Raw genomic sequence first — 22,774 nt, 5'->3', positions numbered from 1 at the left:
CTTATTATCCCTAAATATAATTCTCTTGATGAACTTTAATAAAATTTTCGGTGTTTATTTTTGAATAATCTAATTTATATTCTTTATTGTCTAATGCCTCGATAAACACTAAAGTTTTTTCTTGGCCAAACACGTCAGGTTTACACAAATCAATAAGTTCTTGATGGGCTCTTTTTGCATCTATGCGTTTTTCTGGTAAAACACCTTTATATAAATCAATACCTGTATGGCTTACTATTATCACTGGATGATCACCGTTAACCAAAAGTAGATCAATTTTTCTGTTTTTATGAATAATAGTGTTACGGCCACTGACTCTAAAGTTTTTATCGTTCAAAGTACTCTCCCTATGATAATGAGTGACTTGTCACTTTAACTTGTTGTCAAAGCAAATTTTGCTGCTAATGTTTAAATATATTATTTTATATTAATATCAGCTTGCAATAAGATTAAAATTTAATGGCTCTAAATATATAAAGATTTGAATCACTAAGCAATATAAAACCGCTCGCTTAGCTCAATTTGCCTTATAGATTAACTTATACGGTCCTAGTATGGTTCATCTTAACTATTTATTAACATCCTTCGGATTAAGTCTAAACTGCGAGCAGCAACCACCTGCTGAAAATGTTGTCTAGCGACAGGGATACAATAATACTTCGCCTGTAACGCTTGTTTGTTACCCCAAGCTATCCAGACCGAGCCGACAGGTTTATCTTCTGTAGCGCCATCTGGCCCTGCTATACCGGAAACAGCGATGACATAATCGGCATTCGACTTCGCTAAAGCTCCTTTGGCCATGGCTAACACGGTTGCCTTACTAACCGCGCCGTGGCTAATTAAAGTTGCCGCCGGCACATCAAGCATTTCACTTTTCATCTTATTGGAGTAAGTGACAAAGCCGGCTTCAAAAACTGCTGAAGCGCCAGCTATAGCGGTTATCTGACTGGCAATTAGTCCGCCAGTACAAGATTCTGCAAGAGTGATTTTTTGTTGTGATTTAATGAGTAAGGGGACAAGGTAATCAGCGATTGTTACATGGTTACTTTTACCTGTTGTGAGTATATGACTACCTAACAAGTTACTCAGCTTATGCTGCCATTGCGCTAATAGCTCTTTACCTTTTGGGCATTGAACGCTTAATTTCACTTCCAACAATGGCATCGCAGCGCGAAAACCAATCGCTATTTCATTAGGCCAGTCAGGCAACTTGTCATTGATCAGTGCCTGTAATGTTGACTCCCCCATACCAAAAGTCTGCAAACGGATGAGATTTTGTTTGTTTGTTATTGGAAATAATTGCTGCAAGCTAGGAATAATTTCATCTTTTAGCATGTGGCTTAATTCACTTGGCACCCCAGGGGTACAAATAATCAGACACTGGCCTAATTGAATACGAATACCGACAGCGCTGCCAGTGGCATTATCAACAATTTCACTGCCTAAGGGTAAGTAAGCTTGTTTTAAATTAGGTTGATTGAGTTGAGTGTTTCTGCCCTTGGCCCATTTTTTTAAGTGTGAATGTGCTTGTGGATCAAGGTGTAAGTCAACACAGCAAGCTTGTGCTAGTGCTTGTGATGTAAGATCATCAATCGTTGGGCCAAGGCCACCATTAATGAGCAATACATCTGCTGTTTGACTAAGTTGAACTATTTCGGCACATAAAAGTGCTAGATCATCAGCAATGGTTACTTTTTTATTGATAGTTAAGCCAATGTCATTGAGCTGTTGTGCAAACATTACTGAGTTTGTATCAATAACATCGCCGTTCATCAATTCGTTACCGGTTAACAGTATATTCACCTGAGTAGTCATATAGCGCCAAAATTCAATTGTAATATGGCTTTCATGTTAGCGAAAAAGTGGCTTGATTGCGCTGTAAATTTAGCTGATTGCTTTATTGTTTTTCACCTGATTGCCGTATTGTCATTATAGATAATAAATATAATGCAAAATGAGCGATTAATAGCAAAAAACAAAAGTAGAGGGGTTATTAAGTGTGTTTTTTTACCTTGTGGTTCTTTCATCTGTCACTATCACTCTGACTAACATAGAGGCTAAAGCCTGTATTATATGGTAATCTTGATGATAGCAATGCTTAAGTGAAAATAGTCAAGCCGTACTAAAATAAAGCAGAAATATACTATTGTTGAAATACGAACAAAAATTGTTGAAATACGAGCGAAATTTTTGAAACACTAGCCAATTTTTAGTCCAATACCCAAGCCTTTAGCTTGAAGTGGTTTGGCTACATCACTATGAATTAATAAGACTTTTTATAAAATGACCAAGAAAATACAGTCGTACCATCGCACACTTTTGTTTGGTAAATGGTATCGCAGCGAACGAGATGACGAAGGTTACATGTTTACCGAGTTTGCAGAAATCTCAGCTGATGGCCGCTATGAATTTACTTTTATGCAGCATGACGACCATGGTACGGTTTCAGAACAATCGGTAGAATCAGGTGATTGGGGTTTAGTAGGCGATATTCACTTTACCATTAGTAAGAGTGAATTTGTCAATGATGAACATTATGCGGCGGACTTAGAGCATGATGATAATTATCATGCTTATCGCGTACTGACCTTAAATAGCCAAATTTTTGAATATCAACACATCTTAAGTAATGAAGTGTTTATCCTGCGCCGAGTTATTGATAATATTGCCTTAAGTTAAACTTATTTAAACTAATACAAGGGCAAAAGTATCGTCTTCTTGTTATCAGTTTCCATTTATCATTTTTATGAGAGTTCGGATGAAGCAATTTAAAGCAGCCAGTTTAATGACGGCAATCAAAACACCATTTAATGTCAAAGGCGAGATAGATTTTAATACTTATGATCAATTGGTCGCTAAACAAATTAAAGCCGGTGTTGATGGCATTGTTGTTGGCGGTACTACAGGTGAAGGACACTTGCTTACTTGGGAAGAACATTTAATCCTTATTGCTCATAGTGTTCACAAACATGGTAAAGATTTACTTATTATCGGTAATACCGGTAGTAACAACACTCGAGAAGCTATTAAAGCGACACAATATGGTTTTGCTGCCGGTATGGATGCAACACTGCAAATTAATCCCTATTATGGTCGCAGCTCATCTGAAGGTGTCATAGCGCATTTTGAAAAATTGCTTGATATTGGCCCCACTTTTATTTACAACGTGCCAAGCCGCACAGGTCAGGATTTAACGCCCGCCTTAATTAAGCCATTATCAAAACATAAAAACTTTATCGGTGTTAAAGAATGTACCGGTAATGAGCGCATCGCCTATTATGAAGAGCGAGGCATTGCTTGCTGGTCAGGTAATGATGATGAAAGTGCCGCTGGGCGCCATCAGTATGGCTCTCATGGTGTTATTTCGGTAACTTCTAATATTGTTCCTAACTTAATGAGACAATTAATCGATGCGCCAAACGACAGTTTACAGCAAAGTATGCAACCGTTAATGCAATGGCTTTTTTGTGAACCGAACCCCATTGGTATTAATACCGCACTCATGATGACAGGTGCTGTAGCGCCTATTTTCAGAATGCCTTATAAAGCATTAACTAAAGTTCAGCGTGAACAAGGTCTAGCCCTACTTGCCAATATTGCTAAAGATGAACTTGTAGGTGATAAACTGATGTTAATGGCAGATGATGATTTTCAATATTGTTGTTAAAAAACCTAACACCTAAAGCGTTAAGTTCATAACCTAACCAGGTCTTAAAAATTAAAAAAACAGTGAGCTTATGCTCGCTGTTTTTGTTTCTAAGGCTATAACTAATCTAAAAGTAAATTAAAAGTAAGTTAAAAGTAAGTTAAATTTACTTGAACTTGCTGCTAATCGAGCAATTTTGCTAATTGCGGGTGAAGTTCAATCGGCAGAGAAAAGTGCTGCTCAGTTTTGTTTGTTGGACAGAAAAATTTGAGCTGTACGGCGCAAAGTTGTAAATCTACTTGCTCATCAGCGTTGTTGAGTTGATTTAGCTCTGCTGCCTTGCCATGCAGTCGGTCGCCAACCACGGGCAAGCCAATGCTAGCAGCGTGAATGCGTATTTGATGCTTGCGACCAGACTCAATGTTAACTTGCAGTAAAGATAAATTGCTTGCTTGGTGATGTTCAAGACAAAGAAAATGACTGCGCGCGCTTTTATCATCAATAGCCAAGTCAATAGTTTCAGGTTGCGGACGCTGCTGGTGATCGCCATGAACAATAATATGATAGGTTTTTTCTACTTGGTTTTGCTCAAAAATCATACTTAATGCCCGTGCGGCACTTTTACTGTGAGCAACTAAAATTAAGCCAGTGGCGGCACGGTCAAGACGATGTACGGGGAAAACTGGCCGTTCAGGAAGCAAGTTTTTTTGTGCCCAGCGCGTTACGGTGCAATGGTCACTCCACTTTGAGCCCTGAGACAACATGCCGTAAGGTTTATACCAAACACTGTAATCACTTAAGTCGGCGATTAATATTGCCGGTGTTGGGGTTTGAGATAAAACATTCACGTCATAATAAAAATGCAGTTTATCGTCGATATGTAATTTTTTTTTCAGGCGACGGCAGCGTTGTGTCGTTTTACCGCGGCTATGCCATAATGCGCCTTTATCAATCGCTTTTTTTATTTCACCGACGCTTAAGTCACATTGAATTTGCAGCGCTTCAACGATATTTATCGCGCGATCAATATTGATATGGCATTCAAATTTTTTCAAAATAAATCTACTCAATTAATAATTAATGCTTAGTTTAACAAATTTCTTCCAATAATTGGCATGGCTAAAAGCAACTTATTATTGCTGCAAGGGAATATTGACGATAAATATGTTTAATTAAGTGTAATTGCCCTTGGTTTTTAACTTCAGAGAAAGATAAAATACCCGCAACAGTAAAACTAATATGAGCACAAGCTATGCAACGTAACGAAAAATTATTTCCACTCGATAACGTCGGTAACGCACTATGGGAGATGTTAAATAGTGGTGATGATTTAACTATTGAACGCGAGTTTGAATTTTCCACCATTTTCTCAAGTCAAGACCAAGCCTTAAAATTTGGTCAGTTACTGTTAGAAAACAATCAGAAATTATCTTTTTGTCCTTATGAAGGCGATGACAATCTTCCTTGGGAAATTACTGCTTATCCTTTTATGTCAGCGAGTTATGAAAATATCGCCGCTTATCAAGAGCTACTAATGACTAGCGCAACACCCTTTTCTGGCCAGTATGACGGCTGGTATTGTGTTGATACGAGCAAAACCTAAAGGTTGAGAATTTTTTATGGATGAACAACAGTTTGATCGTCTAAAAAGTGTCAGCGCTAAATCATTTAATGATCAAAAAGCCTTGATAAAAAAAGTGCTAGCGGGACGAGACATGGCATGTAAGCAATGTGGAACATTTATCAGAGTTACTTTGCCTGAAGATAAAAAAACCACAGGTTTATTCTGTGCTAAAGGTTGCACGAATATCGCTTTAGATTTTGTCATATAACGAGTTAAGTGATTTTTCTTAGCTCGTACGTTTGGCCTAGCTCGTTATGTTTTATTTGCTATAAAAATGTTGCGATATCTGCAAGCGTTTTTTTTGTTGTTGCGTGATCTGGAATGGTCGCGTTTTCACTTGGATAACCAACAATAAGCAGCATATAAGGGCGGCTATTATCATCACGACCACAAATTTTACTTAAAAATGACATGGGTTTTGGGGTATGGGTTAAGGTGACTAAGCCGCTTGAGTGTAAGGCATTAATTAAAAAACCAGTGGCGATACCCACCGACTCATGCACATAATAATTGGTATTCTTATCTGCTGTAGCAACCCCGCCTTTTTTCTCACTGAAAACCGCAATTAACCAAGGCGCATGCTCTAGGTAAGGCTTTTTAGCATCTGTGCCTAAAGGCTTTAAAGCGTCTAACCATTCTTCACTTGCTCGGCCCTGATAGAAATTACTTTCGTGGATCTCAGCTTGCTGGCGTATTTGTTTTTTAACGTCAATATCGTTGATTGCAACAAAATGCCATGGCTGATGATTAGCACCACTTGGCGCTGTTCCTGCTGCTTTTATACAGTTTTCAATGATCTGTTTTGCCACCAAGCGATCACTAAAACTGCGAACACTGTGGCGACGTTTAATATTTTCATAAAATTCAGCCGAGCGCTGTAACATTTCTTCAGGGGGGTATTCAATATAATCGCTTAAAGGCGATGAGTTATGGGCCTTCATAAACTAACTTCTCTTATCAATATTTTTTATAGCTTATCGATAAAACTCATCAAAAGGCAAGTTTATGTCAGCAAACTATATTTTAAAGGAGCGAGAAGTTGCTAGATATATCAGGGGGAGGGTAGTGATTTAAAAATCGTGGTGTTTTTGATGAGATAACTTAATCAAATAGCTATTGAGCCCAGTATAGCGACGGGTAACTTCAGCGTTATACACGCCAATGAAAAGGAATAGGGTCATAATTAAGCTGATGGCGGGTAAACTCACCGTTTGAATATAGGCAGACAACAGTGTGGTGATAACCGCACCCACAACGCAATAGCTTAAGGTTATGCGCAACCATACGTATGTTGCCATTAATGCTTTCTCTAGATAGAGCGGCTTTATCGATGTGACTTTTTTCAATGGCTGATTTTCTTACTATACAAAGTTAATTATTCATTAATAAGTATAATTAACTAAATAGGAATATATAAGTTAATTTATATTCAAAAATAATATATGAAAGAAGTGAAGTTTATAATCTCATAGCTTTTTTTCAGTGCGAGGTTTAAATTTTTTATTTCAATAGCTTATGAGGTTTTATTTTTTAATGCTCGCAAGCGTAGTGAAATCAATAAAAAACCACTTGTGTTTGACAGCATAATTATCAACGCAGAAATTTAAATGGACTAAAGTTATTCATTAACTCCTTAGGGATAAATAAGGTTTTAAAATGAAAAGCTTTAAGAATATTTTAGTGGTTGCTGAAAATATTGGCCAAAATCAAACATTACTGCACAAAGCGCTAACGCTTGCGCAACGTGCCAAGGCAAGTTTAACGATTATGGCCAATAATCAAGGTAATGAAATAGCGCCGCATCTTGAGTTGATTTATCAACAAAAAATAGCAGATTTAGCCATGCTAAATGGCTATCAAGCATCAAGACTTAACATGGATATCAATATAAAATATTGTGCAGCGCCGTTTTCTCACCAAGCGATACTAGCTGAAATTACTGAACATGCTTATGATTTACTGATTAAAGACATTCATTCAGCACATTTTCAGTGGGGTTTATCTTGGTCTGATAATTATTATTTATTGCGCGAAGGTGAGACAAATCTCTTGCTCGTTGGTGAAACACAATGGCCAAACAGAGGCAAGATTCTAGCGGCGCTAGAAACAGAAGAGTTAACTGAAAAACATCAACAACTAAACCATTTTATGATAGATAAAAGTCAGTACTTGGCTACACTATTAAATAGTGAAGTGCATTTGCTCAACTGTTATCAAGAACAGCCAAGCATTTCATTGGCTGACCAGCTATTTGCCGGAGGATTTGAAGAGCCATTACAACAGCATTGGCGTCACTTACAAGACTCAGCATTACGCTATGGTTTACAACCAGAGTCTATACACGTTGAACCGGGATTACCCGAGTACGTTATTCCACATGTAGCTAAAAAATATCATGCGAATATTGTTACCCTTGGGGCTGGTGAGCATCATGGTTTAATCGATTTACTTAAAGGCCACTCTTGCGAGTATGTTGTTGATGGCTTAGCTTGTGATGCCCTCATTTTAAAAGCTAAAAGCTAAAAGGTCTAATGCACAATAGTACTTATTAGGAGGCATAAAAAAGTTAGGAGGCATAAAAAAAAGCGCCATCAAGGCGCTTTTTTAATGCTGATATTTTTTATACTGAGATTGACGACTTAAGCAATGAACCTCGACCTAAGCAATAAACCTCGACCTAAGCAATGAACCTACGCGCGTTACGGAACATACGTACCCAAGGCGAATCTTCTTGCCATTCGTCAGGGTGCCATGAGTTAGCTACGGTGCGAAAAACGCGTTCAGGGTGCGGCATCATAATCGTTACGCGACCATCAGTGGTGGTTAATGCCGTAATACCGTCTGGCGAACCGTTAGGGTTTGCCGGATAAGTTTCAGTGATCTGACCATAGTTATCGACATAACGCATAGCCACTGTGCCAGATGTATTTGCGCTATCAATCGCGTCATCAGAACTAAACTCTGCTCGACCTTCACCGTGTGATACGGCGATAGGCATACGAGAGCCAGCCATACCATCAAAGAAGATAGATGGCGTTGGTTGTATTTCAACTAAACTAAAGCGCGCTTCAAAGCGCTCCGACTGGTTTTGTACAAAGCGAGGCCATGCGGCTGCACCCGGAATAATTTCTTTCAGGTTTGACAACATTTGACAGCCGTTACACACACCTAATGAGAAAGTATTTTCACGTTCAAAGAATGTTTTGAACATGGCTTTGGCATCTTTGTTGAACAAGATTGATTTTGCCCAACCTTCACCAGCGCCTAATACATCACCGTAAGAGAAACCACCACAAGCCACTAAACCATTAAAGTCAGCTAAATCAGTACGGCCAGATAAAATGTCTGACATATGCACATCAATAGCAATAAAACCTGCACGATCAAAGGCCGCTGCCATTTCTACATGAGAGTTAACGCCTTGCTCACGTAAAATGGCAATACGCGGATTGGTACCCTGTTGTGCATCTTGTGCAATTAAATGTGCAACAATATCTTCATTGATATCAAAGCTTAAGTCAGCACTTAGGCCTGGGTCTTCGGTATCAAATTTAACAAAGTGCTCTTGTTGTGCACATTCTGGATTATCACGCAGTGACTGCATTTTATAGGTGGTTTGTGCCCACGTAGTACGGTAATAAGTACGAGAGTTTTCTAACACCACTTCGCCATCACGGCTAAAGCGGAGTGTATCTTCGTTATTGATACGACCAATATCAGTACAACAATCAGCAATACCGTACTCAGCAAAAACAGCCTGAATAGCATTAGCATCACTGGCGAGAATTTGAATGACTGCGCCAAGCTCTTCATTAAATAATACATCAACGTCGTTGCCTGATATGGATGTTAACTGAGATAAGTCGATATCAACACCGGTATGGCCAGCAAAAGCCATTTCAACCACAGTGGTGAATAAGCCGCCATCAGAAATATCATGGTAAGCGATCAGTTTCTCATCACGCACTAAGGTTTGCATGGCATTGAAGAAAGCTTTTAAGGTTTCAGGACTATCAACATCAGGCGTTTCATTGCCTAACTGTTTATAAACCTGAGCTAAACATGAACCCCCTAAACGCTGTTTACCTTTTGATAAGTCAATGGCAATAAGTTGCGTCTCGCCTAAATCTATACGTAATTCCGGCGTTACCGTTTTACGAATATCTTCAACAACACCAAAAGCGGTAATAATTAATGACATTGGCGAGGTAACAGATTTTTGCTCACCGTTTTCATCCCATTGGGTTTTCATCGACATCGAGTCTTTACCCACGGGGATAGTCAAGCCAAGCGCTGGACAAAGCTCTTCACCAATGGCTTTAACTGCTTCATATAAACCCGCATCTTCACCCGGATGGCCTGCTGGTGACATCCAGTTAGCTGAAAGCTTAATGCGATTTAAATCGCCAATATCAGTACCGGCAATATTAGTTAACGACTCAGCAACCGCTAAACGCGCTGAAGCGCCAAAGTTTAATAACGCTACTGGGGTACGCTCACCTAATGACATAGCTTCGCCGTGGTAAGAGTCAAGTGCTGAAGCGGTAACACCACAATCAGCCACAGGTACTTGCCATGGGCCAACCATTTGGTCGCGATTAACCATGCCAGTTACTGAGCGATCGCCTATGGTAATGAGGAAAGTTTTTTCTGCAACCGTGGGGAGTGATAAAATACGTTCTGCCGCATCAGCTAAAGTGATGTCAGCAACAGAGAAGTTATCGCCAGCGGCTTTTGCTGTTTCCACGTCCTTGAATATTTTAGGGGTTTTGCCTAATAACACTTCAAGCGGTAAATCAATCGGTGTATCGAGTTTATCATTACCGGCAAAGTGGGCATCAGTCACGGTTAAATGTAGCTCTTCGGTCGCACGACCAACGACAGAAAACGGTGCACGTTCACGATGGCATATTTGTTCAAAAGTCGCTAAATTTTTGTCTGATACGGCAATAACATAACGTTCTTGAGACTCGTTACACCAGATTTCATGTGGCGCCATGCTGCGTTCATCATTAGGGACGTTACGCAGTTCAAAAACACCACCACGACCGCCATCAGCGACTAACTCAGGGAAAGCATTAGATAAACCACCTGCACCCACATCATGAATAAAAGCAATAGGATTTTCCTCTCCTAGCTGCCAACACTTATCAATAACTTCTTGGCAACGACGTTCCATCTCAGGATTTTCACGTTGAACAGAAGCAAAATCTAAACTTTCAGCGGATTGACCTGATGCCATTGAAGAAGCGGCACCGCCACCTAAACCAATGTTCATTGCAGGGCCGCCAAGGGCAATTAAGTTAGCACCGACAACAATTTCACGTTTTTGTACGTGTTCATCACGAATATTGCCTAAGCCACCGGCCAGCATGATAGGTTTGTGGTAACCACGCACTTCACTGCCATTGAATGAATTAACTTGTTCTTCATAGGTACGAAAGTAGCCTAAAATAGCTGGACGACCAAATTCGTTGTTAAATGCGGCGCCACCTAATGGGCCTTCAGTCATGATATCTAAGGCTGAAACGATACGATTAGGTTTGCCAAAGTCGGTTTCCCAAGGTTGTTCAAAACCAGGTATACGTAAGTTTGAAACTGAAAATCCGACTAAACCTGCTTTGGGTTTTGAGCCGATACCGGTTGCGCCTTCGTCACGAATTTCACCACCTGAGCCAGTTGCTGCACCTGGATAAGGAGAAATAGCGGTAGGGTGGTTATGCGTTTCAACCTTCATTAATATTTGAATGTCTTCATGGTGATAACCATAAATATTAGTGTCTGGATTTGGAAAGAAACGACCACCTTTATTGCCGACCATAACCGCAGCGTTATCTTTGTAGGCACTTAAGACAAAATCAGGATTGAGTTCATGCGTGTTGCGGATCATCTTAAACAATGATTTCGGCTGTTTTACACCGTCAATAGTCCAATCGGCGTTAAATATTTTATGACGACAATGTTCTGAATTCGCTTGGGCAAACATGTACAGTTCTATATCGTGGGGATTACGGCCAAGTTTAGTAAAGTTTTCGAATAAATAATTAACTTCGTCATCGGCTAAGGCAAGGCCGAGTTCACTATTGGCTCGAACTAAAGCGTTTTTACCGCCGTGTTCAATATCAATGCTGGTAAGTTCACCTGGCTCTGCACTAGCAAAAAGTGCGGTAGCGTCATTGAGATCAGTGAAAATGGCTTCCATCATGCGATCATGAATTAAATTATTCAATGTCGATTGTTGCTCTGTCGTCAATGGCACTGAATTTTCGGTACTGACATAATAAGCTAAACCACGTTCAAGGCGAATAACCTTAGTTAAACCACAGTTGTTGGCAATGTCGGTAGATTTTGATGACCAAGGAGAAATAGTGCCAGGTCGTGGGGTTACTAAGATAAATTGCCCGACAGGCTCATGTTCTTCAATGGTCGGACCGTACTTAAGCAGTTGCTGTAAAACCTGAGACTCTTCAACGTTTAGTGCTGCTGAAATATGAGCAAAGTGGCTAAATTCAGCATAGATATCCGTGATGGGCAGTTGCAGCTCAGTACACTGATTTAATAGCTTGTTTACTCTAAAATCAGAAAGTGCTGGCGCACCGCGAAAGGTTTTCATCAACATCGACATAGACTATTTCACCGGGTTATATTAATTAAGGAAATTAAGCATAAAAAACGCGCGTATTATAGATGAAACAGGGCGATTAGAGAAATGATTTGTCTCATTTCAAACTAATTTTATGAGGGTAAAACTGGTTAAGCAGTAAAAAAATAGCTTTTTAAATAACTCAATTCACGTGACAATGGCTACTATGATAAAAAAACAAATAAAATTATTTGCTCATAAAGTGAATGTACATAAGCTGTTAACCTTATTGTTACTGCCCTGTATCTTTATTTTGTCTGCTTGTGAAACACAAAAAACCTCGGCAAATTTGCAGCGTATTATTGATCGCGGCTATGTAACCGTAGGCACACTTTATGGTAACACTAGTTACTATCTTGATGCCGAAGGGCCGGCAGGTTTTGAATACGAACTTGCGCAAGAATATGCTGAATATTTAGGTGTCGAATTAAAAATGATGCCGAGTTACAACTTAAAAGAGTTATTTCAGCAACTCGATAATGGCAGCGTCGATTTACTCGCTGCGGGGCTAGCGGTAACAGATGAACGTCTGAAAAATTATCACTTTTCGCCAAGTTATGATGAAGTCAGCCAAAAGTTGGTTTTCAAGCAAGGTAATATTCGCCCACGTACATTGGCTGATTTAACCGGCACGTTAGAAGTGCTAGAGCAATCTAGTCACGTGGAAAGTTTAGGGCAATTAAAATTATCTAACCCTGAATTGTCATGGTCGACCACTAACGAGTTAGATAGCGAAGAACTTTTGTTACGTGTACTAATGGATGAAATTGACTATACCATCGCAGACAGTAATGCTTTGGCCATTAGTCGCCGATATTATCCAGAGATCAGTATAGGATTTACTATCAATGAAGCAGAGTCTTTAGCTTGGATGATCAATAAAAATAGCGATGATTCCATTTTTGCTAGTTTAATTGAGTTTTTTGGTCAAGTGCATCATAACGGTGTTTTGTTAGCCTTGAATGATAAACATTATGGCCACATTGAAGAGTTCAATTATGTCGATACCCGTATGTATATCAAAGCAATTGAAAAAAAGCTGCCTAAATACCAGCCGCTATTTGAAAAATATGGTCAAGGAGTTGACTGGCGCTTATTGGCGGCAATAAGTTACCAAGAGTCGCATTGGGAGCCTCATGCTCGTTCTTATACCGGTGTGCGTGGCATGATGATGTTGACCTTGCCGACAGCAAAACAAATGGGTATAAAAAGTCGCTTAGATGCAGAGCAAAGTATTCGTGGTGGTGCTAAATATATTAAACAACTTATTCAACGTATGCCTGCACGAGTGCCAGAGCCGGATCGACTTTGGTTTGCGTTAGCGTCTTATAATGTTGGCTTAGGGCATTTAAACGATGCGCGTAAAATCACCCGACAACAAGGTGGAGATCATGACCGCTGGGTCGACGTAAAAGAACGTTTACCGCTCCTAAAGCAAAAGAAGTTTTATAAAAAAACCCGTTATGGTTATGCTCGTGGTGATGAACCTGTTCATTACGTAGAGAATATTCGTCGTTACTATGATACGTTAACTTGGATAGACAATCAGACTAAGCAACAGCCGGCGAAAAGTGAGTTAACGGTGAATGCGGCTGAAGAATAATGGTTAAGGCATACTAGAATATTATCTGTTATGTCACTAAGTTGTCACAAAAGTGGGTAATACTAAGTCCAGTAACCAGTAACCAGTAACCAAGGGATTAAATAAAGGATTAAAAATTCAACAAGGATAAATAGTTAAATTCAGATGTTTTTGTTCCAGACTAAACATAAGTAGCTACAGCTATGTCACAACACGGCTGTACGTTATTAGCAAAGCCTTGTAGCTTGAGGTAAGTCAGTAGAACAAGGCAAAACAAGTGTTGAGCAATAGTGAGTTTCACAATTGCGCACAGTGAAGAAATTTATTATTTAGACAATTTGAAGGTGATCCATTTGCTAATCTGTTTGGTATAACACTAGTATTAGTAGTCTATATATTATTAGTTATACTCATGCCAAAGAGGTAAATATGAGAATTAAAAAAAGTTTATTAAGCAACCAAAGAAAAAGAACATTAAATCGTAATAAAACAAGATTAGTTAATCGCCGTCATACCCAATTTGCCTTGGATCTGTGTAGTAACGACCGCCCGTGGTTAAATAGTGAAAGCGAGCTGGATTTAAATTAATTTGCTAGCCTTTTAATCGTGCTTGTAGCGGTTCCAGTCGCTTTTTCAGTCATTTCGCTCCCACATTAATTGCACCAACTTCCATTGTAGTCGTCATAAAGTCACGCCATCGTTTTAAATAATCAACTATGTATTGCCAATACAATCGGCTTTTTCATTAATTAATCAAAGTGCATATTTCAGCTGTGCAACAAAGAGCGTCTAAGTAGGTGTAAAAAAATCCCATCTAAGTTAAGCTAAACCTAACTTAAGAAAATCAATGTTTAATGAGGTCTTTTACTTATGGATGAACATGGCATTTTTTCAGTTGTACTCGAGGGCAATTTGTTAAGCATTACTTTATTAGGTACGTTTAATGATATTGCAACACTTTCTGCTTGTCAGCAAATAGAAGCTAAAGTTGAAAGCTTGAATGGTCAAGCCTTTGGCATATTGCTTAATTGTATTGGCTATGAAGGTAGTACGCCTGATGCGCATAAAATATCCAACCAGTATTTACTATGGTTAAATAAAAGTAATTATATTGCCCTAGCCACTATTTATAGCCAGAATATTTATGCTGATATTGTAAAAAATGAGCAAGCGGCATTATCTGAACTCAAAAGCCGTCGAGAGTTTACTGACGTGCAAGAAGCAAAACTTTGGCTTATAAGCCAGTTGTAGTGTGCAAGATTTCTAGCACAATATTCCCAATGTCATATTTTTACAAATGGGATTGTGTTTCCTCGTTATAATCATTTGGCCATTTTAATTGGTGTTATTCAAATGGTGTTTATTCTGGGATTCTTAGCGCTTTTTTTGCCGCTTGTTTTTCAGCTTTTTTTGCTGCTCGTCGACGTTTAAAAAAAGTCGACAGCATAGTACTGCATTCATCGGCTAAAAGACCGGCTGTGACCGCCACTTGATGATTATGTTTTTCATGCTTTACTAATGAAAAAGCACTGCCTGCAGCCCCAGTTTTTAAATCGTGACTGGCAAAGACTAATCGCTTGATACGACTGTGTACCAATAAACCAGCACACATTGGGCAAGGCTCAAGGGTAACGTATAGCGTGCAATCTAGTAGACGATAATTTTGTAAATTTTTACCCGCATCACGAATGGCCATCATTTCTGCATGTGCTGAAGGGTCATTATTCATAATCGATTGATTAAAACCTTCGCCAACAATTTCCCCTGCAGAAACAACCACAGCGCCAACTGGAATTTCATCATGACTGTCGGCAATTTTGGCTAATTCAATAGCGCGGCGCATAAACTTACGATCGTCATCAGAAAAAGCGTCATCAGAAAAACTGTCATCATAAACACTGTGGTCAGAAACCCCGTCATCATTTACTTTACTAACGACAGGATCTTTGTGTTTATCTGCTAAGGTATTTTTTATCATAAGCTATAAAAACATTTCTAATAAATCATTAAGGTAGCGGTGGCCAAGTGTGCTGACTGACCAATGTGTGCCATTAAATTCCATTAGGTTTTTATCTTGGGCTTTTAATAATATCGGTAAAACACTGTTAATGCTTAAGCCGGTATACGCTTGATATTCATCGAGTGAGAAACCTGAAAACAAACGTAAACGATTCATCATGTATTCAAAGGGCAATTCTTCATCGCTTACGGTATGCAGTTTATCCAGTGCTTTTCTACTGATATCTAAATAACCTTTTGGATGTTTTACTTTTACCGTACGATAAATAGTTTGTTCTTCAACATCAGTAATTTTGCCATGTGCGCCACAACCAATGCCAAGATAATCGCCAAACTTCCAGTAATTAAGGTTATGCTGACATTGAAATTCAGGCTTACTGTAAGCTGAAATTTCATATTGCTGATAACCGGCTTGGTTTAATAACGCAATGCCTTGGTCTTGGATATTCCAAAGTACTTCATCTTGCGGTAATTTCGGTGGCCGCGAATGAAAGGCAGTATTAGGTTCAATGGTTAATTGATACCAAGAAATATGGCTTGGATTTAAGCTAATAGCTGTTTTTAAATCATCAAGTGCATGGGCTACCGTTTGTTCTGGTAAGCCGTGCATTAAGTCAAGATTAAAACTTTTCACCCCACACTCGTGCGCTAACTTTGCCGCTACTTTAGCTTGCTCGCTATCATGAATACGCCCTAGTTTAATTAATTTATCTGAAGCAAAACTTTGTACACCCACCGATAATCTTGAAACACCGCCATTAAAAAAACCGATGAACTTATCTGCTTCAACCGTGCCTGGGTTGGCTTCTAAGGTGATTTCGATATCAACTTTATGCTCAAAGCGTTGCAGAACTTGTGTTAGCAGTTGCTCAATAGCGGGTGCAGAAAACAAACTGGGTGTTCCGCCGCCAATAAAAATGGAATGTAAGGGCCTGTTGTTGAGCTTGAAACGGGTAATATCACTGTCTAAATCAAGCAACAGCTGCGAAATATAGTCTTGCTCAGGAATAGCATGCTTTAATGCGTGCGAATTAAAATCACAATAGGGACATTTTTCTACACACCAAGGTATGTGGATATAAAGTGAAAGTGGCGGTGCAATTAACATCTAAGCGAGTTCTTCTAAAAGCAGTGGCACCAATTTCTGTAGTGCTTCGCCACGATGGCTGAGTTGGTTTTTTAGCTCTCTTGGTAATTGTGCCGATGTCATTTGATGTTCAGCTTGCCAAAATACGGGATCATAGCCAAATCCTTGCTGACCTATTTTTTCTCTGCAAATGCTACCTTGCCATACACCATGACAAATAAGCGGCGTTGGATCGTTTTCATGGCGCATATAAACCAGCACACAATGAAAACGCGCACTGCGTTGCTCATCAGCAATGTTTTCTAGGGCGCTTAGCAGCTTAGTGGTATTGTCATCATCATTGGCATTTTCGCCGGCATAACGAGCTGAATAAACACCAGGTGCGCCGTTTAAGGCGTCAACTTCTAGACCTGAATCATCAGCAATAGCAGGTAAACCGGTGATTTTCGCTGCGTGACGAGCTTTAATAATCGCGTTTTCGACAAAGGTTGTGCCGGTTTCTGCAACATCACTTACATTGAATTCGCTTTGTGGCTTAATTTCAATGTTGTGCGTTGCTAGCAAACTGGCAAGTTCGTTAACTTTACCTTTGTTACCTGTGGCTAATACGATAGTGGTCATGGAAAATACCTTTTATATTTCTAGCTAAAAGCCTAGCTAATGTCTGATTAGCGGCCTAGCTTAAACAAGCCGTGAACAACCTATGATAGTGATAAGTAAACGACTAGATAAATTAATTAAAACAATGGCGCGCATAATACCTTAATCTGCATCAAAGAGGGAGCGTCAAAGACACAATTACCCAGAACTGAGCACAAGAAGGCGATAATGTAATGAGATTGCTATCAGGGCCAAAACGCTAGTTTATGTTAACAGCAGGCAATAAAAAACGGCAAATTAATTGCCGTTTTTTTGGGGGCAGTATTATTAGTAGCTTAGCTAGTCAACATAAAGCTAGGCAAGATAAAACTAATCAACATAAAATTTTTGAGAAAACTTTAAGTTATGTTGCTTGCCTTTATCTGTGATATTAATATCAAAATAGATGGTTTCTTTATTGGTATAACTCACTTGTGCGAGATAATAAACCGCATCACCTTCTTTTACTTCGGTAAATTCTAATGATTTAATTTGCCCAACATCGTTTCGAGCTTTACCGTTAATAAATACCGCTTTTGACGGATTGCCCGTTTGGGTATTATCCAGCACTGAGATATTGACTAAACCTTTATAGCGGCTACGTTCAATACCGTATGCTTTAGCAATTTCAGGTGTTAAAAATGCCGAACCTAAGGCAATGTAATGTACATTAAGACCATCCATTTTTTTCATGTTTTCAGCGCTACTGGTGGTAATAACAGACAGTGCTAATAAAGTAATTAATACAAATTTGTTGATGATACTTTTCATGTTGATGACCTTATTATTTAAGTCGTTGATGTTTAGTATATATGACAATCTCAAATTAGATAACCGCTTACAACATCCCCCAATACGGTATCCAACCTCTAAAGAGAATATTAAGTACGTTCAATAATAAAAAGGCGATCAGCACAGATAAATCAAGTCCACCAATGCTGGGGATAATGCGTCTAATCGGTTCTAAAACCGGTGTAGTCAGTTGATGAAAAATCATTTGCGTTGGATTGTAACCTTGAACTACCCAGCTCATTAACGCCATAACCAACATAATGATAAACAGTAAAATTCCGGTTTGTTTAATAAGATATATTAAGCCCAAATACAAAGCAGAAACGATATCAATAGGGCCACTATTGATTAATGGAATAATGATAAAAGTTAACGTGGCGAAAACATAAGCTAAAACAATGGTGGCTAAATCAACACCAGCAATACTGGGGATGATACGGCGCAATGGAATAACTAATGGGTTACTCACTTTAACAATAAATTGACTAAAAGGATTATAAAAATCAGCGCGCACTAATTGTAACCACACTCGCAATACTAAAATCATGAGTACAGTGTCAAAGGCAAATTTAAGCAAGTAATTAATTGCTTCCATCTAAAACTCCAAAATTATGAGAAGGGATTTGATCATCATGTAATAGTTACTCAAGTTACTCAAGTTACTCAAGTTACTCAAGTGACTATTGGAGATGTAAAAGACTAAAATATCAGCATGTTACTAATTTTTTATACAGTTAAAATCTCAAACATCATGATAATAATACTATTAACCATTTTTCGCCATTTCTTTAGCACGATCTACAGCACAATTCATGGCATTTGATACCAGTGACTCTAATCCACCTTCAATCAAAGAACTCAGAGCCGCTTGGGTTGTGCCACCTTTAGAGGTGACGTTTTCACGTAATTTGCTGATCGGTAACTGATTTTCTATCACCATCTTAGCTGCGCCTAAGGCGGTTTGCTGAACAAGATCTCGACTATCTTGTTCGCTAAATCCATAAGCTATTGCCTGTTTTTGCATAGCTTCCATAAATAAGAAGAAGTAGGCAGGGGCAGAGCCTGACACGGCAATGATATGATCAATCTGTTGTTCTGATTCTAACCATTTAACAATACCGACTGATTCCATAAGCGATGTGGTGAATGCTCTTTCTTCGTCATTAGCGTGATCGTTGGCATATATTCCAGACACGCCAAAACCTAGTTGTGAAGGCGTATTTGGCATAGTTCTGATCACAGTACATGGTTTATTTAGCGCCTGCTCTATTTGCTTTATGGTGCATCCTGCCGCAACAGAGATAAAACATTTACCGGTAATATCCACATGCTCACTTAAGTGTTGGCAAACATCGCTAATAAGGTAAGGCTTAACGCCAAGCACGATAACGTCAGCAAATGTTGTTGCTTCAATATTATCTGGTGTTTGCTTAATGCCATGTGTTGCTTGCAATGCTAAGCGTTTTTCGGGCGATGGATTCGACACCATGATATTTTCAGGGTTGAAACCGCCATTGATAAGGCCAGAAATAATAGCGCCGTTCATGTTGCCTGCGCCGATAAAAGCTATTTTTTTCATAATTATCCTTCAAGAATTACTGATTCGATATTTAGTCGTCGCTCAAATACCGGAATATTTTGTAGTAAACCGTCACTATTGTTAGCGGCAGATACCTTTTATATTAACATTATTATATTATTTTTTTTGCACTGATTTACTTAGCTTCTAGCGCCAAATATTGCTGAGCCAATACGCACTAACGTAGAGCCGGCATTAATCGCAAGTTGTAGGTCAGCAGACATGCCCATTGATAACGTATCCATGGTGGGATATTGCTGTTTAAGTTCGATGAACAGATTCTGCATCTTAACAAAACTTGCCTGAGCCGCATTTTTTTCTGGAATGGCCATCAAACCACGCAAGCATAAATTGTCACAAGTTTCGATAACAGCCAGCAGTTCAGGAAGCGCTTCGGGTAATACGCCAGCTTTACTTAATTCGCCACTAATATTCACTTGTAAACAAATGTTTAGCGGAGTATCTTGACCAGACCTATGCTCGTTAAGACGTTTAGCCACTTTAATTCTGTCTATGCTATGTACCCACGAAAAATGGCTAGCGATTAACTTGGTTTTATTGGTTTGAATTGGACCAATAAAATGCCAAGTTATATCTGGCTTATTTTGCAAAGCGATAATTTTTTCCACCGCTTCTTGTACATAGTTCTCGCCAAAATTTCGTTGTCCTGCGTGGTAAGCTTGTTCGAGCATTTCAATAGGTTTAGTTTTACTTACCGCCAGCAAAGTGACTTCATCAGGGTTGCGGTGAGCAAGTTGACAAGCAGAAGCAATTTGCAGTTCAACCGCAGCAATATTATCTTTAATAGCAATCATATTGTTTATTTCAGTTCTCAATGACTTATTAAGTTGTTAGTTCAATTATAAATTAGACTAAGAGGTTTGTATGGATATTACCGAATTATTAGCATTTAGTGTCGAAAATAATGCTTCAGATTTACATTTATCAGCGGGAAATCCCCCGTCTATTCGCGTCGATGGTGATGTGCGAAAGTTAAATATACCAGCATTTGACGAAAAAGATGTTAACGCTTTGGTCTATGATATTATGAATGATAGACAACGCAAAGAATATGAAGAAAATTTAGAGGTCGATTTTTCTTTTGAAGTGCCAAATTTAGCGCGTTTCAGGGTCAATGCCTTTAATCAAAATCGTGGCCCTGCCGCGGTATTTCGTACTATCCCGAGCAAAATTCTCTCATTGGATGATTTAGGTTGCCCTGATATTTTCCGAGATATAGCCGATCTTCCTCGTGGCTTAGTCTTGGTTACTGGGCCGACAGGCTCAGGTAAATCAACAACGCTGGCCGCGATGGTTGATTATATAAATAAAAATAAGCACGATCATATTTTAACTATTGAAGACCCGATCGAATTTGTGCATCAAAGCCAGTCTTGCTTGATTAATCAACGCGAAGTTCATCGCGATACCTTAAGTTTTAGCGCCGCATTACGCTCGGCATTACGTGAAGACCCTGACGTTATTTTGGTGGGTGAAATGCGTGATTTAGAAACCATACGTTTAGCGATGACTGCAGCTGAAACTGGCCATTTAGTTTTTGGCACCTTACATACAACTTCAGCGCCAAAAACGATTGACCGTATTATTGATGTATTTCCGGGCGAAGAAAAAGCTATGGTGCGTTCAATGCTTTCTGAGTCATTGCGTGCGGTAATCTCGCAAACCTTGGTTAAAAAAGTGGGTGGCGGCCGTGTTGCTTCGCACGAAATTATGATGGGTGTGCCGGCAATTCGTAATCTTATTCGTGAAGATAAAATTGCACAAATGTATTCAGCTATCCAAACGGGTATGTCTCATGGCATGCAAACGATGGATCAATGTTTACAAAACTTGGTCAACCGCGGCATGATAACTAGGCAAGATGCTATGGACACAGCGTACGATAAAAACCAATTTAATGGTTACTAGTCTTGCTGGTGTGAAATAAAGCGAAAGGTAATTAAATGAATTTTCATGATTTATTACAGAAAATGGTGCAGCACGAAGCATCAGATATGTTTGTTACGGCTAAATTGCCCGTTAGTGCAAAAATTAATGGTGAACTTATCGCTATTGATGAGCAAGTTTTGTCGGCGACTGAGGCTTTAGGCTTAGTGCATGACGCTATGTCAGAAAAACAAAAAATTGAGTTTGAAGCAAGCAAAGAATGTAACTTTGCGATTTCGATAGACGGCATTGGCAGATTTCGTGTGTCGGCATTTTGGCAGCGAGATATGGCAGGTATGGTTGTTCGCCGTATTGTTACCGAAATACCCGAAGCGGATGATTTGGGTTTACCCTCAGTACTAAAAGATGTGGTGATGTCAAAGCGCGGTTTATTGTTATTTGTTGGCGGTACGGGTACCGGTAAGTCAACGTCAATGGCCGCGTTAATTGGCTATCGTAACAAAAACTCTCGTGGCCATATCCTGACGATAGAAGACCCCGTTGAGTTTGTTCATGAGCACGGTAAATGTATGGTAACGCAACGTGAAGTGGGTTTAGACACTGAGAGCTTTGATGCCGCCTTAAAAAGTTCTTTGCGCCAAGCCCCTGATGTTATACTTATCGGCGAAATTCGTAGCCAAGAAACCATGGAGCATGCGTTGAGCTTTGCAGAAACGGGTCACTTATGTATTGCGACCTTGCATGCTAACAATGCAAACCAAGCTATTGATCGTATTATGCATTTAGTACCCGCAGATCAACATGGCAAACTACTGTTTGATCTTGCATTAAATTTACGCGGTATTGTCGCGCAACAATTAATTCCAACGCGTGATGGTAATAGCCGAGTGGCAGCGATTGAAATATTACTTAACTCGCCGTATATCGCTGAGCTAATTAAAAAAGGTGATATCGGTAGTATTAAAGAAGTCATGGAAAAATCTACCGATCAAGGTATGCAAACATTTGACCAAGCATTATTTCATTTGTATCAACAAGGACTTATTAATTACGCTGACGCTTTGCATCATGCTGACTCACCTAATGACTTACGCTTAATGATCAAGTTGCGTAGCAATGATCAAGGAGGAACGGGTTCATTGTCGGGTGTAACGATTGATGGTTTAGCGCCGAAAGAGCAATGATAATTATCGGATAAGTCGCCCGTTCTAAACATAAAAGCATGCCTATATCGGCATGCTTTTATGTTTAGAAA

At 39.3% G+C, this 22,774-nt stretch carries 23 protein-coding genes; 10 read left to right on the top strand and 13 right to left on the bottom strand.

The annotated features are described in order from the left end of the window. Positions 1–10: 10 nt before the first annotated feature. Positions 11–337 (bottom strand): hypothetical protein, encoded by a 327-nt coding sequence (locus tag H4J65_RS12255; RefSeq protein ID WP_182138048.1) that lies wholly within the window; start codon positions 335–337, stop codon positions 11–13. Between the two features lie 227 nt (positions 338–564). Then, positions 565–1,815, bottom strand: a complete 1,251-nt coding sequence (locus tag H4J65_RS12250) for a CinA family nicotinamide mononucleotide deamidase-related protein (RefSeq protein WP_182198366.1) — start codon at positions 1,813–1,815, stop codon at positions 565–567. Positions 1,816–2,283: 468 nt separating this feature from the next. Here H4J65_RS12250 and H4J65_RS12245 point away from each other — a divergent pair, with 468 nt between their 5' ends. Together H4J65_RS12245 and dapA are read left to right on the top strand one after the other, a co-directional pair. Continuing rightward, entirely contained in the window at positions 2,284–2,679 is a 396-nt protein-coding gene (locus tag H4J65_RS12245; RefSeq protein WP_146879118.1) for a hypothetical protein, read from the top strand. 79 nt (positions 2,680–2,758) lie between these two features. Next, positions 2,759–3,667: a 4-hydroxy-tetrahydrodipicolinate synthase gene (gene dapA, locus H4J65_RS12240; RefSeq protein ID WP_404851949.1), complete on the top strand. Its 909-nt coding sequence runs from the start codon at positions 2,759–2,761 to the stop codon at positions 3,665–3,667. Between the two features lie 161 nt (positions 3,668–3,828). Here the strand turns inward: dapA and H4J65_RS12235 are convergent, their stop codons facing one another. After that, on the bottom strand, positions 3,829–4,701 hold the full coding sequence (locus tag H4J65_RS12235) for an RluA family pseudouridine synthase (RefSeq protein ID WP_182198364.1): 873 nt from the start codon (positions 4,699–4,701) through the stop codon (positions 3,829–3,831). 197 nt (positions 4,702–4,898) lie between these two features. On the opposite strand from H4J65_RS12235, the gene H4J65_RS12230 reads away from it, so the two are divergent. Together H4J65_RS12230 and H4J65_RS12225 are read left to right on the top strand one after the other, a co-directional pair. After that, positions 4,899–5,249, top strand: a complete 351-nt coding sequence (locus H4J65_RS12230) for a ribonuclease E inhibitor RraB (protein ID WP_182198363.1) — start codon at positions 4,899–4,901, stop codon at positions 5,247–5,249. A 16-nt stretch (positions 5,250–5,265) separates the two neighbouring features. After that, a complete protein-coding gene (locus H4J65_RS12225; protein WP_182138053.1) occupies positions 5,266–5,478 on the top strand; it encodes a hypothetical protein in 213 nt (70 codons plus the stop codon). A gap of 58 nt (positions 5,479–5,536) precedes the next feature. On the opposite strand, the gene H4J65_RS12220 is transcribed toward H4J65_RS12225, so the two are convergent. Both H4J65_RS12220 and H4J65_RS12215 read right to left on the bottom strand, forming a co-directional pair. Then, complete coding sequence (locus tag H4J65_RS12220) at positions 5,537–6,211, bottom strand: nitroreductase family protein (RefSeq protein WP_182198362.1); 675 nt, start codon at positions 6,209–6,211, stop codon at positions 5,537–5,539. 129 nt (positions 6,212–6,340) lie between these two features. After that, positions 6,341–6,568, bottom strand: coding sequence for a hypothetical protein (locus H4J65_RS12215; protein ID WP_182198361.1), 228 nt, complete (start codon positions 6,566–6,568; stop codon positions 6,341–6,343). 358 nt (positions 6,569–6,926) lie between these two features. Here H4J65_RS12215 and H4J65_RS12210 point away from each other — a divergent pair, with 358 nt between their 5' ends. Continuing rightward, positions 6,927–7,793, top strand: a complete 867-nt coding sequence (locus H4J65_RS12210) for a universal stress protein (RefSeq protein ID WP_182198360.1) — start codon at positions 6,927–6,929, stop codon at positions 7,791–7,793. Between the two features lie 154 nt (positions 7,794–7,947). Here H4J65_RS12210 and purL read toward each other — a convergent pair whose 3' ends face one another. Further along, on the bottom strand, positions 7,948–11,883 hold the full coding sequence (purL, locus tag H4J65_RS12205) for a phosphoribosylformylglycinamidine synthase (protein ID WP_182198359.1): 3,936 nt from the start codon (positions 11,881–11,883) through the stop codon (positions 7,948–7,950). A gap of 196 nt (positions 11,884–12,079) precedes the next feature. Here purL and mltF point away from each other — a divergent pair, with 196 nt between their 5' ends. The 3 genes from mltF to H4J65_RS12190 all read left to right on the top strand — a co-directional run bounded on the left by mltF (position 12,080) and on the right by H4J65_RS12190 (position 14,746). Continuing rightward, the gene (gene mltF / locus H4J65_RS12200) at positions 12,080–13,516 is read left to right on the top strand and encodes a membrane-bound lytic murein transglycosylase MltF (protein ID WP_182138058.1); all 1,437 of its coding nucleotides are present in this window, start codon (positions 12,080–12,082) and stop codon (positions 13,514–13,516) included. Positions 13,517–13,924: 408 nt separating this feature from the next. Beyond that, positions 13,925–14,083, top strand: coding sequence for a hypothetical protein (locus H4J65_RS12195; protein ID WP_182138059.1), 159 nt, complete (start codon positions 13,925–13,927; stop codon positions 14,081–14,083). 282 nt (positions 14,084–14,365) lie between these two features. Then, positions 14,366–14,746 (top strand): hypothetical protein, encoded by a 381-nt coding sequence (locus H4J65_RS12190; RefSeq protein WP_182198358.1) that lies wholly within the window; start codon positions 14,366–14,368, stop codon positions 14,744–14,746. A 109-nt stretch (positions 14,747–14,855) separates the two neighbouring features. Here the strand turns inward: H4J65_RS12190 and tadA are convergent, their stop codons facing one another. The 7 genes from tadA to H4J65_RS12155 form a co-directional block, all read right to left on the bottom strand. Continuing rightward, entirely contained in the window at positions 14,856–15,473 is a 618-nt protein-coding gene (gene tadA / locus H4J65_RS12185) for a tRNA adenosine(34) deaminase TadA (protein WP_182198357.1), read from the bottom strand. Between the two features lie 3 nt (positions 15,474–15,476). Beyond that, positions 15,477–16,622: a radical SAM family heme chaperone HemW gene (hemW, locus tag H4J65_RS12180; RefSeq protein WP_182198356.1), complete on the bottom strand. Its 1,146-nt coding sequence runs from the start codon at positions 16,620–16,622 to the stop codon at positions 15,477–15,479. Further along, positions 16,623–17,222 carry an XTP/dITP diphosphatase gene (locus tag H4J65_RS12175; protein WP_182198355.1) on the bottom strand — a complete coding sequence of 200 codons (600 nt, stop codon included), beginning with the start codon at positions 17,220–17,222 and terminating at the stop codon, positions 16,623–16,625. It abuts the gene before it with no gap. A 348-nt stretch (positions 17,223–17,570) separates the two neighbouring features. Further along, positions 17,571–18,011 carry a DUF4426 domain-containing protein gene (locus H4J65_RS12170; protein ID WP_182198354.1) on the bottom strand — a complete coding sequence of 147 codons (441 nt, stop codon included), beginning with the start codon at positions 18,009–18,011 and terminating at the stop codon, positions 17,571–17,573. Between the two features lie 67 nt (positions 18,012–18,078). Then, positions 18,079–18,627, bottom strand: coding sequence for a YggT family protein (locus tag H4J65_RS12165; RefSeq protein ID WP_182138065.1), 549 nt, complete (start codon positions 18,625–18,627; stop codon positions 18,079–18,081). Between the two features lie 171 nt (positions 18,628–18,798). Continuing rightward, positions 18,799–19,611 carry a pyrroline-5-carboxylate reductase gene (proC, locus tag H4J65_RS12160; protein WP_182138066.1) on the bottom strand — a complete coding sequence of 271 codons (813 nt, stop codon included), beginning with the start codon at positions 19,609–19,611 and terminating at the stop codon, positions 18,799–18,801. A 140-nt stretch (positions 19,612–19,751) separates the two neighbouring features. Further along, the gene (locus H4J65_RS12155) at positions 19,752–20,426 is read right to left on the bottom strand and encodes a YggS family pyridoxal phosphate-dependent enzyme (RefSeq protein WP_182138067.1); all 675 of its coding nucleotides are present in this window, start codon (positions 20,424–20,426) and stop codon (positions 19,752–19,754) included. A 70-nt stretch (positions 20,427–20,496) separates the two neighbouring features. Between H4J65_RS12155 and H4J65_RS12150 the strand changes: the two genes are divergently transcribed. Both H4J65_RS12150 and H4J65_RS12145 read left to right on the top strand, forming a co-directional pair. Next, on the top strand, positions 20,497–21,540 hold the full coding sequence (locus H4J65_RS12150) for a type IV pilus twitching motility protein PilT (RefSeq protein ID WP_182138068.1): 1,044 nt from the start codon (positions 20,497–20,499) through the stop codon (positions 21,538–21,540). A 35-nt stretch (positions 21,541–21,575) separates the two neighbouring features. After that, positions 21,576–22,703: a PilT/PilU family type 4a pilus ATPase gene (locus tag H4J65_RS12145; RefSeq protein ID WP_182138069.1), complete on the top strand. Its 1,128-nt coding sequence runs from the start codon at positions 21,576–21,578 to the stop codon at positions 22,701–22,703. The last annotated feature ends 71 nt before the right edge of the window (positions 22,704–22,774 follow it).

Origin of the sequence: Colwellia sp. MB02u-9, assembly GCF_014077085.1 — a bacterium.
GTDB lineage: Bacteria > Pseudomonadota > Gammaproteobacteria > Enterobacterales > Alteromonadaceae > Cognaticolwellia.
Note: the sequence above shows the minus strand (reverse complement) of the source record. Positions and strands in the feature narration are given on the sequence as shown.

Excerpts from the sequence above, each read along its gene's own strand:
- H4J65_RS12145 (WP_182138069.1), top strand. The coding sequence starts at position 21,576 with ATGAATTTTCATGATTTATTACAGAAAATGGTGCAGCACGAAGCATCA.
- H4J65_RS12175 (WP_182198355.1), bottom strand. The coding sequence starts at position 17,222 with ATGACCACTATCGTATTAGCCACAGGTAACAAAGGTAAAGTTAACGAA.
- H4J65_RS12165 (WP_182138065.1), bottom strand. The coding sequence starts at position 18,627 with ATGGAAGCAATTAATTACTTGCTTAAATTTGCCTTTGACACTGTACTC.
- H4J65_RS12190 (WP_182198358.1), top strand. The coding sequence starts at position 14,366 with ATGGATGAACATGGCATTTTTTCAGTTGTACTCGAGGGCAATTTGTTA.
- H4J65_RS12215 (WP_182198361.1), bottom strand. The coding sequence starts at position 6,568 with ATGGCAACATACGTATGGTTGCGCATAACCTTAAGCTATTGCGTTGTG.
- dapA (WP_404851949.1), top strand. The coding sequence starts at position 2,759 with ATGAAGCAATTTAAAGCAGCCAGTTTAATGACGGCAATCAAAACACCA.
- H4J65_RS12225 (WP_182138053.1), top strand. The coding sequence starts at position 5,266 with ATGGATGAACAACAGTTTGATCGTCTAAAAAGTGTCAGCGCTAAATCA.
- H4J65_RS12210 (WP_182198360.1), top strand. The coding sequence starts at position 6,927 with ATGAAAAGCTTTAAGAATATTTTAGTGGTTGCTGAAAATATTGGCCAA.
- H4J65_RS12230 (WP_182198363.1), top strand. The coding sequence starts at position 4,899 with ATGCAACGTAACGAAAAATTATTTCCACTCGATAACGTCGGTAACGCA.
- H4J65_RS12220 (WP_182198362.1), bottom strand. The coding sequence starts at position 6,211 with ATGAAGGCCCATAACTCATCGCCTTTAAGCGATTATATTGAATACCCC.
- H4J65_RS12150 (WP_182138068.1), top strand. The coding sequence starts at position 20,497 with ATGGATATTACCGAATTATTAGCATTTAGTGTCGAAAATAATGCTTCA.
- H4J65_RS12155 (WP_182138067.1), bottom strand. The coding sequence starts at position 20,426 with ATGATTGCTATTAAAGATAATATTGCTGCGGTTGAACTGCAAATTGCT.
- tadA (WP_182198357.1), bottom strand. The coding sequence starts at position 15,473 with ATGATAAAAAATACCTTAGCAGATAAACACAAAGATCCTGTCGTTAGT.
- proC (WP_182138066.1), bottom strand. The coding sequence starts at position 19,611 with ATGAAAAAAATAGCTTTTATCGGCGCAGGCAACATGAACGGCGCTATT.
- H4J65_RS12195 (WP_182138059.1), top strand. The coding sequence starts at position 13,925 with ATGAGAATTAAAAAAAGTTTATTAAGCAACCAAAGAAAAAGAACATTA.
- purL (WP_182198359.1), bottom strand. The coding sequence starts at position 11,883 with ATGAAAACCTTTCGCGGTGCGCCAGCACTTTCTGATTTTAGAGTAAAC.
- mltF (WP_182138058.1), top strand. The coding sequence starts at position 12,080 with ATGATAAAAAAACAAATAAAATTATTTGCTCATAAAGTGAATGTACAT.
- H4J65_RS12250 (WP_182198366.1), bottom strand. The coding sequence starts at position 1,815 with ATGACTACTCAGGTGAATATACTGTTAACCGGTAACGAATTGATGAAC.
- hemW (WP_182198356.1), bottom strand. The coding sequence starts at position 16,622 with ATGTTAATTGCACCGCCACTTTCACTTTATATCCACATACCTTGGTGT.
- H4J65_RS12245 (WP_146879118.1), top strand. The coding sequence starts at position 2,284 with ATGACCAAGAAAATACAGTCGTACCATCGCACACTTTTGTTTGGTAAA.
- H4J65_RS12170 (WP_182198354.1), bottom strand. The coding sequence starts at position 18,011 with ATGAAAAGTATCATCAACAAATTTGTATTAATTACTTTATTAGCACTG.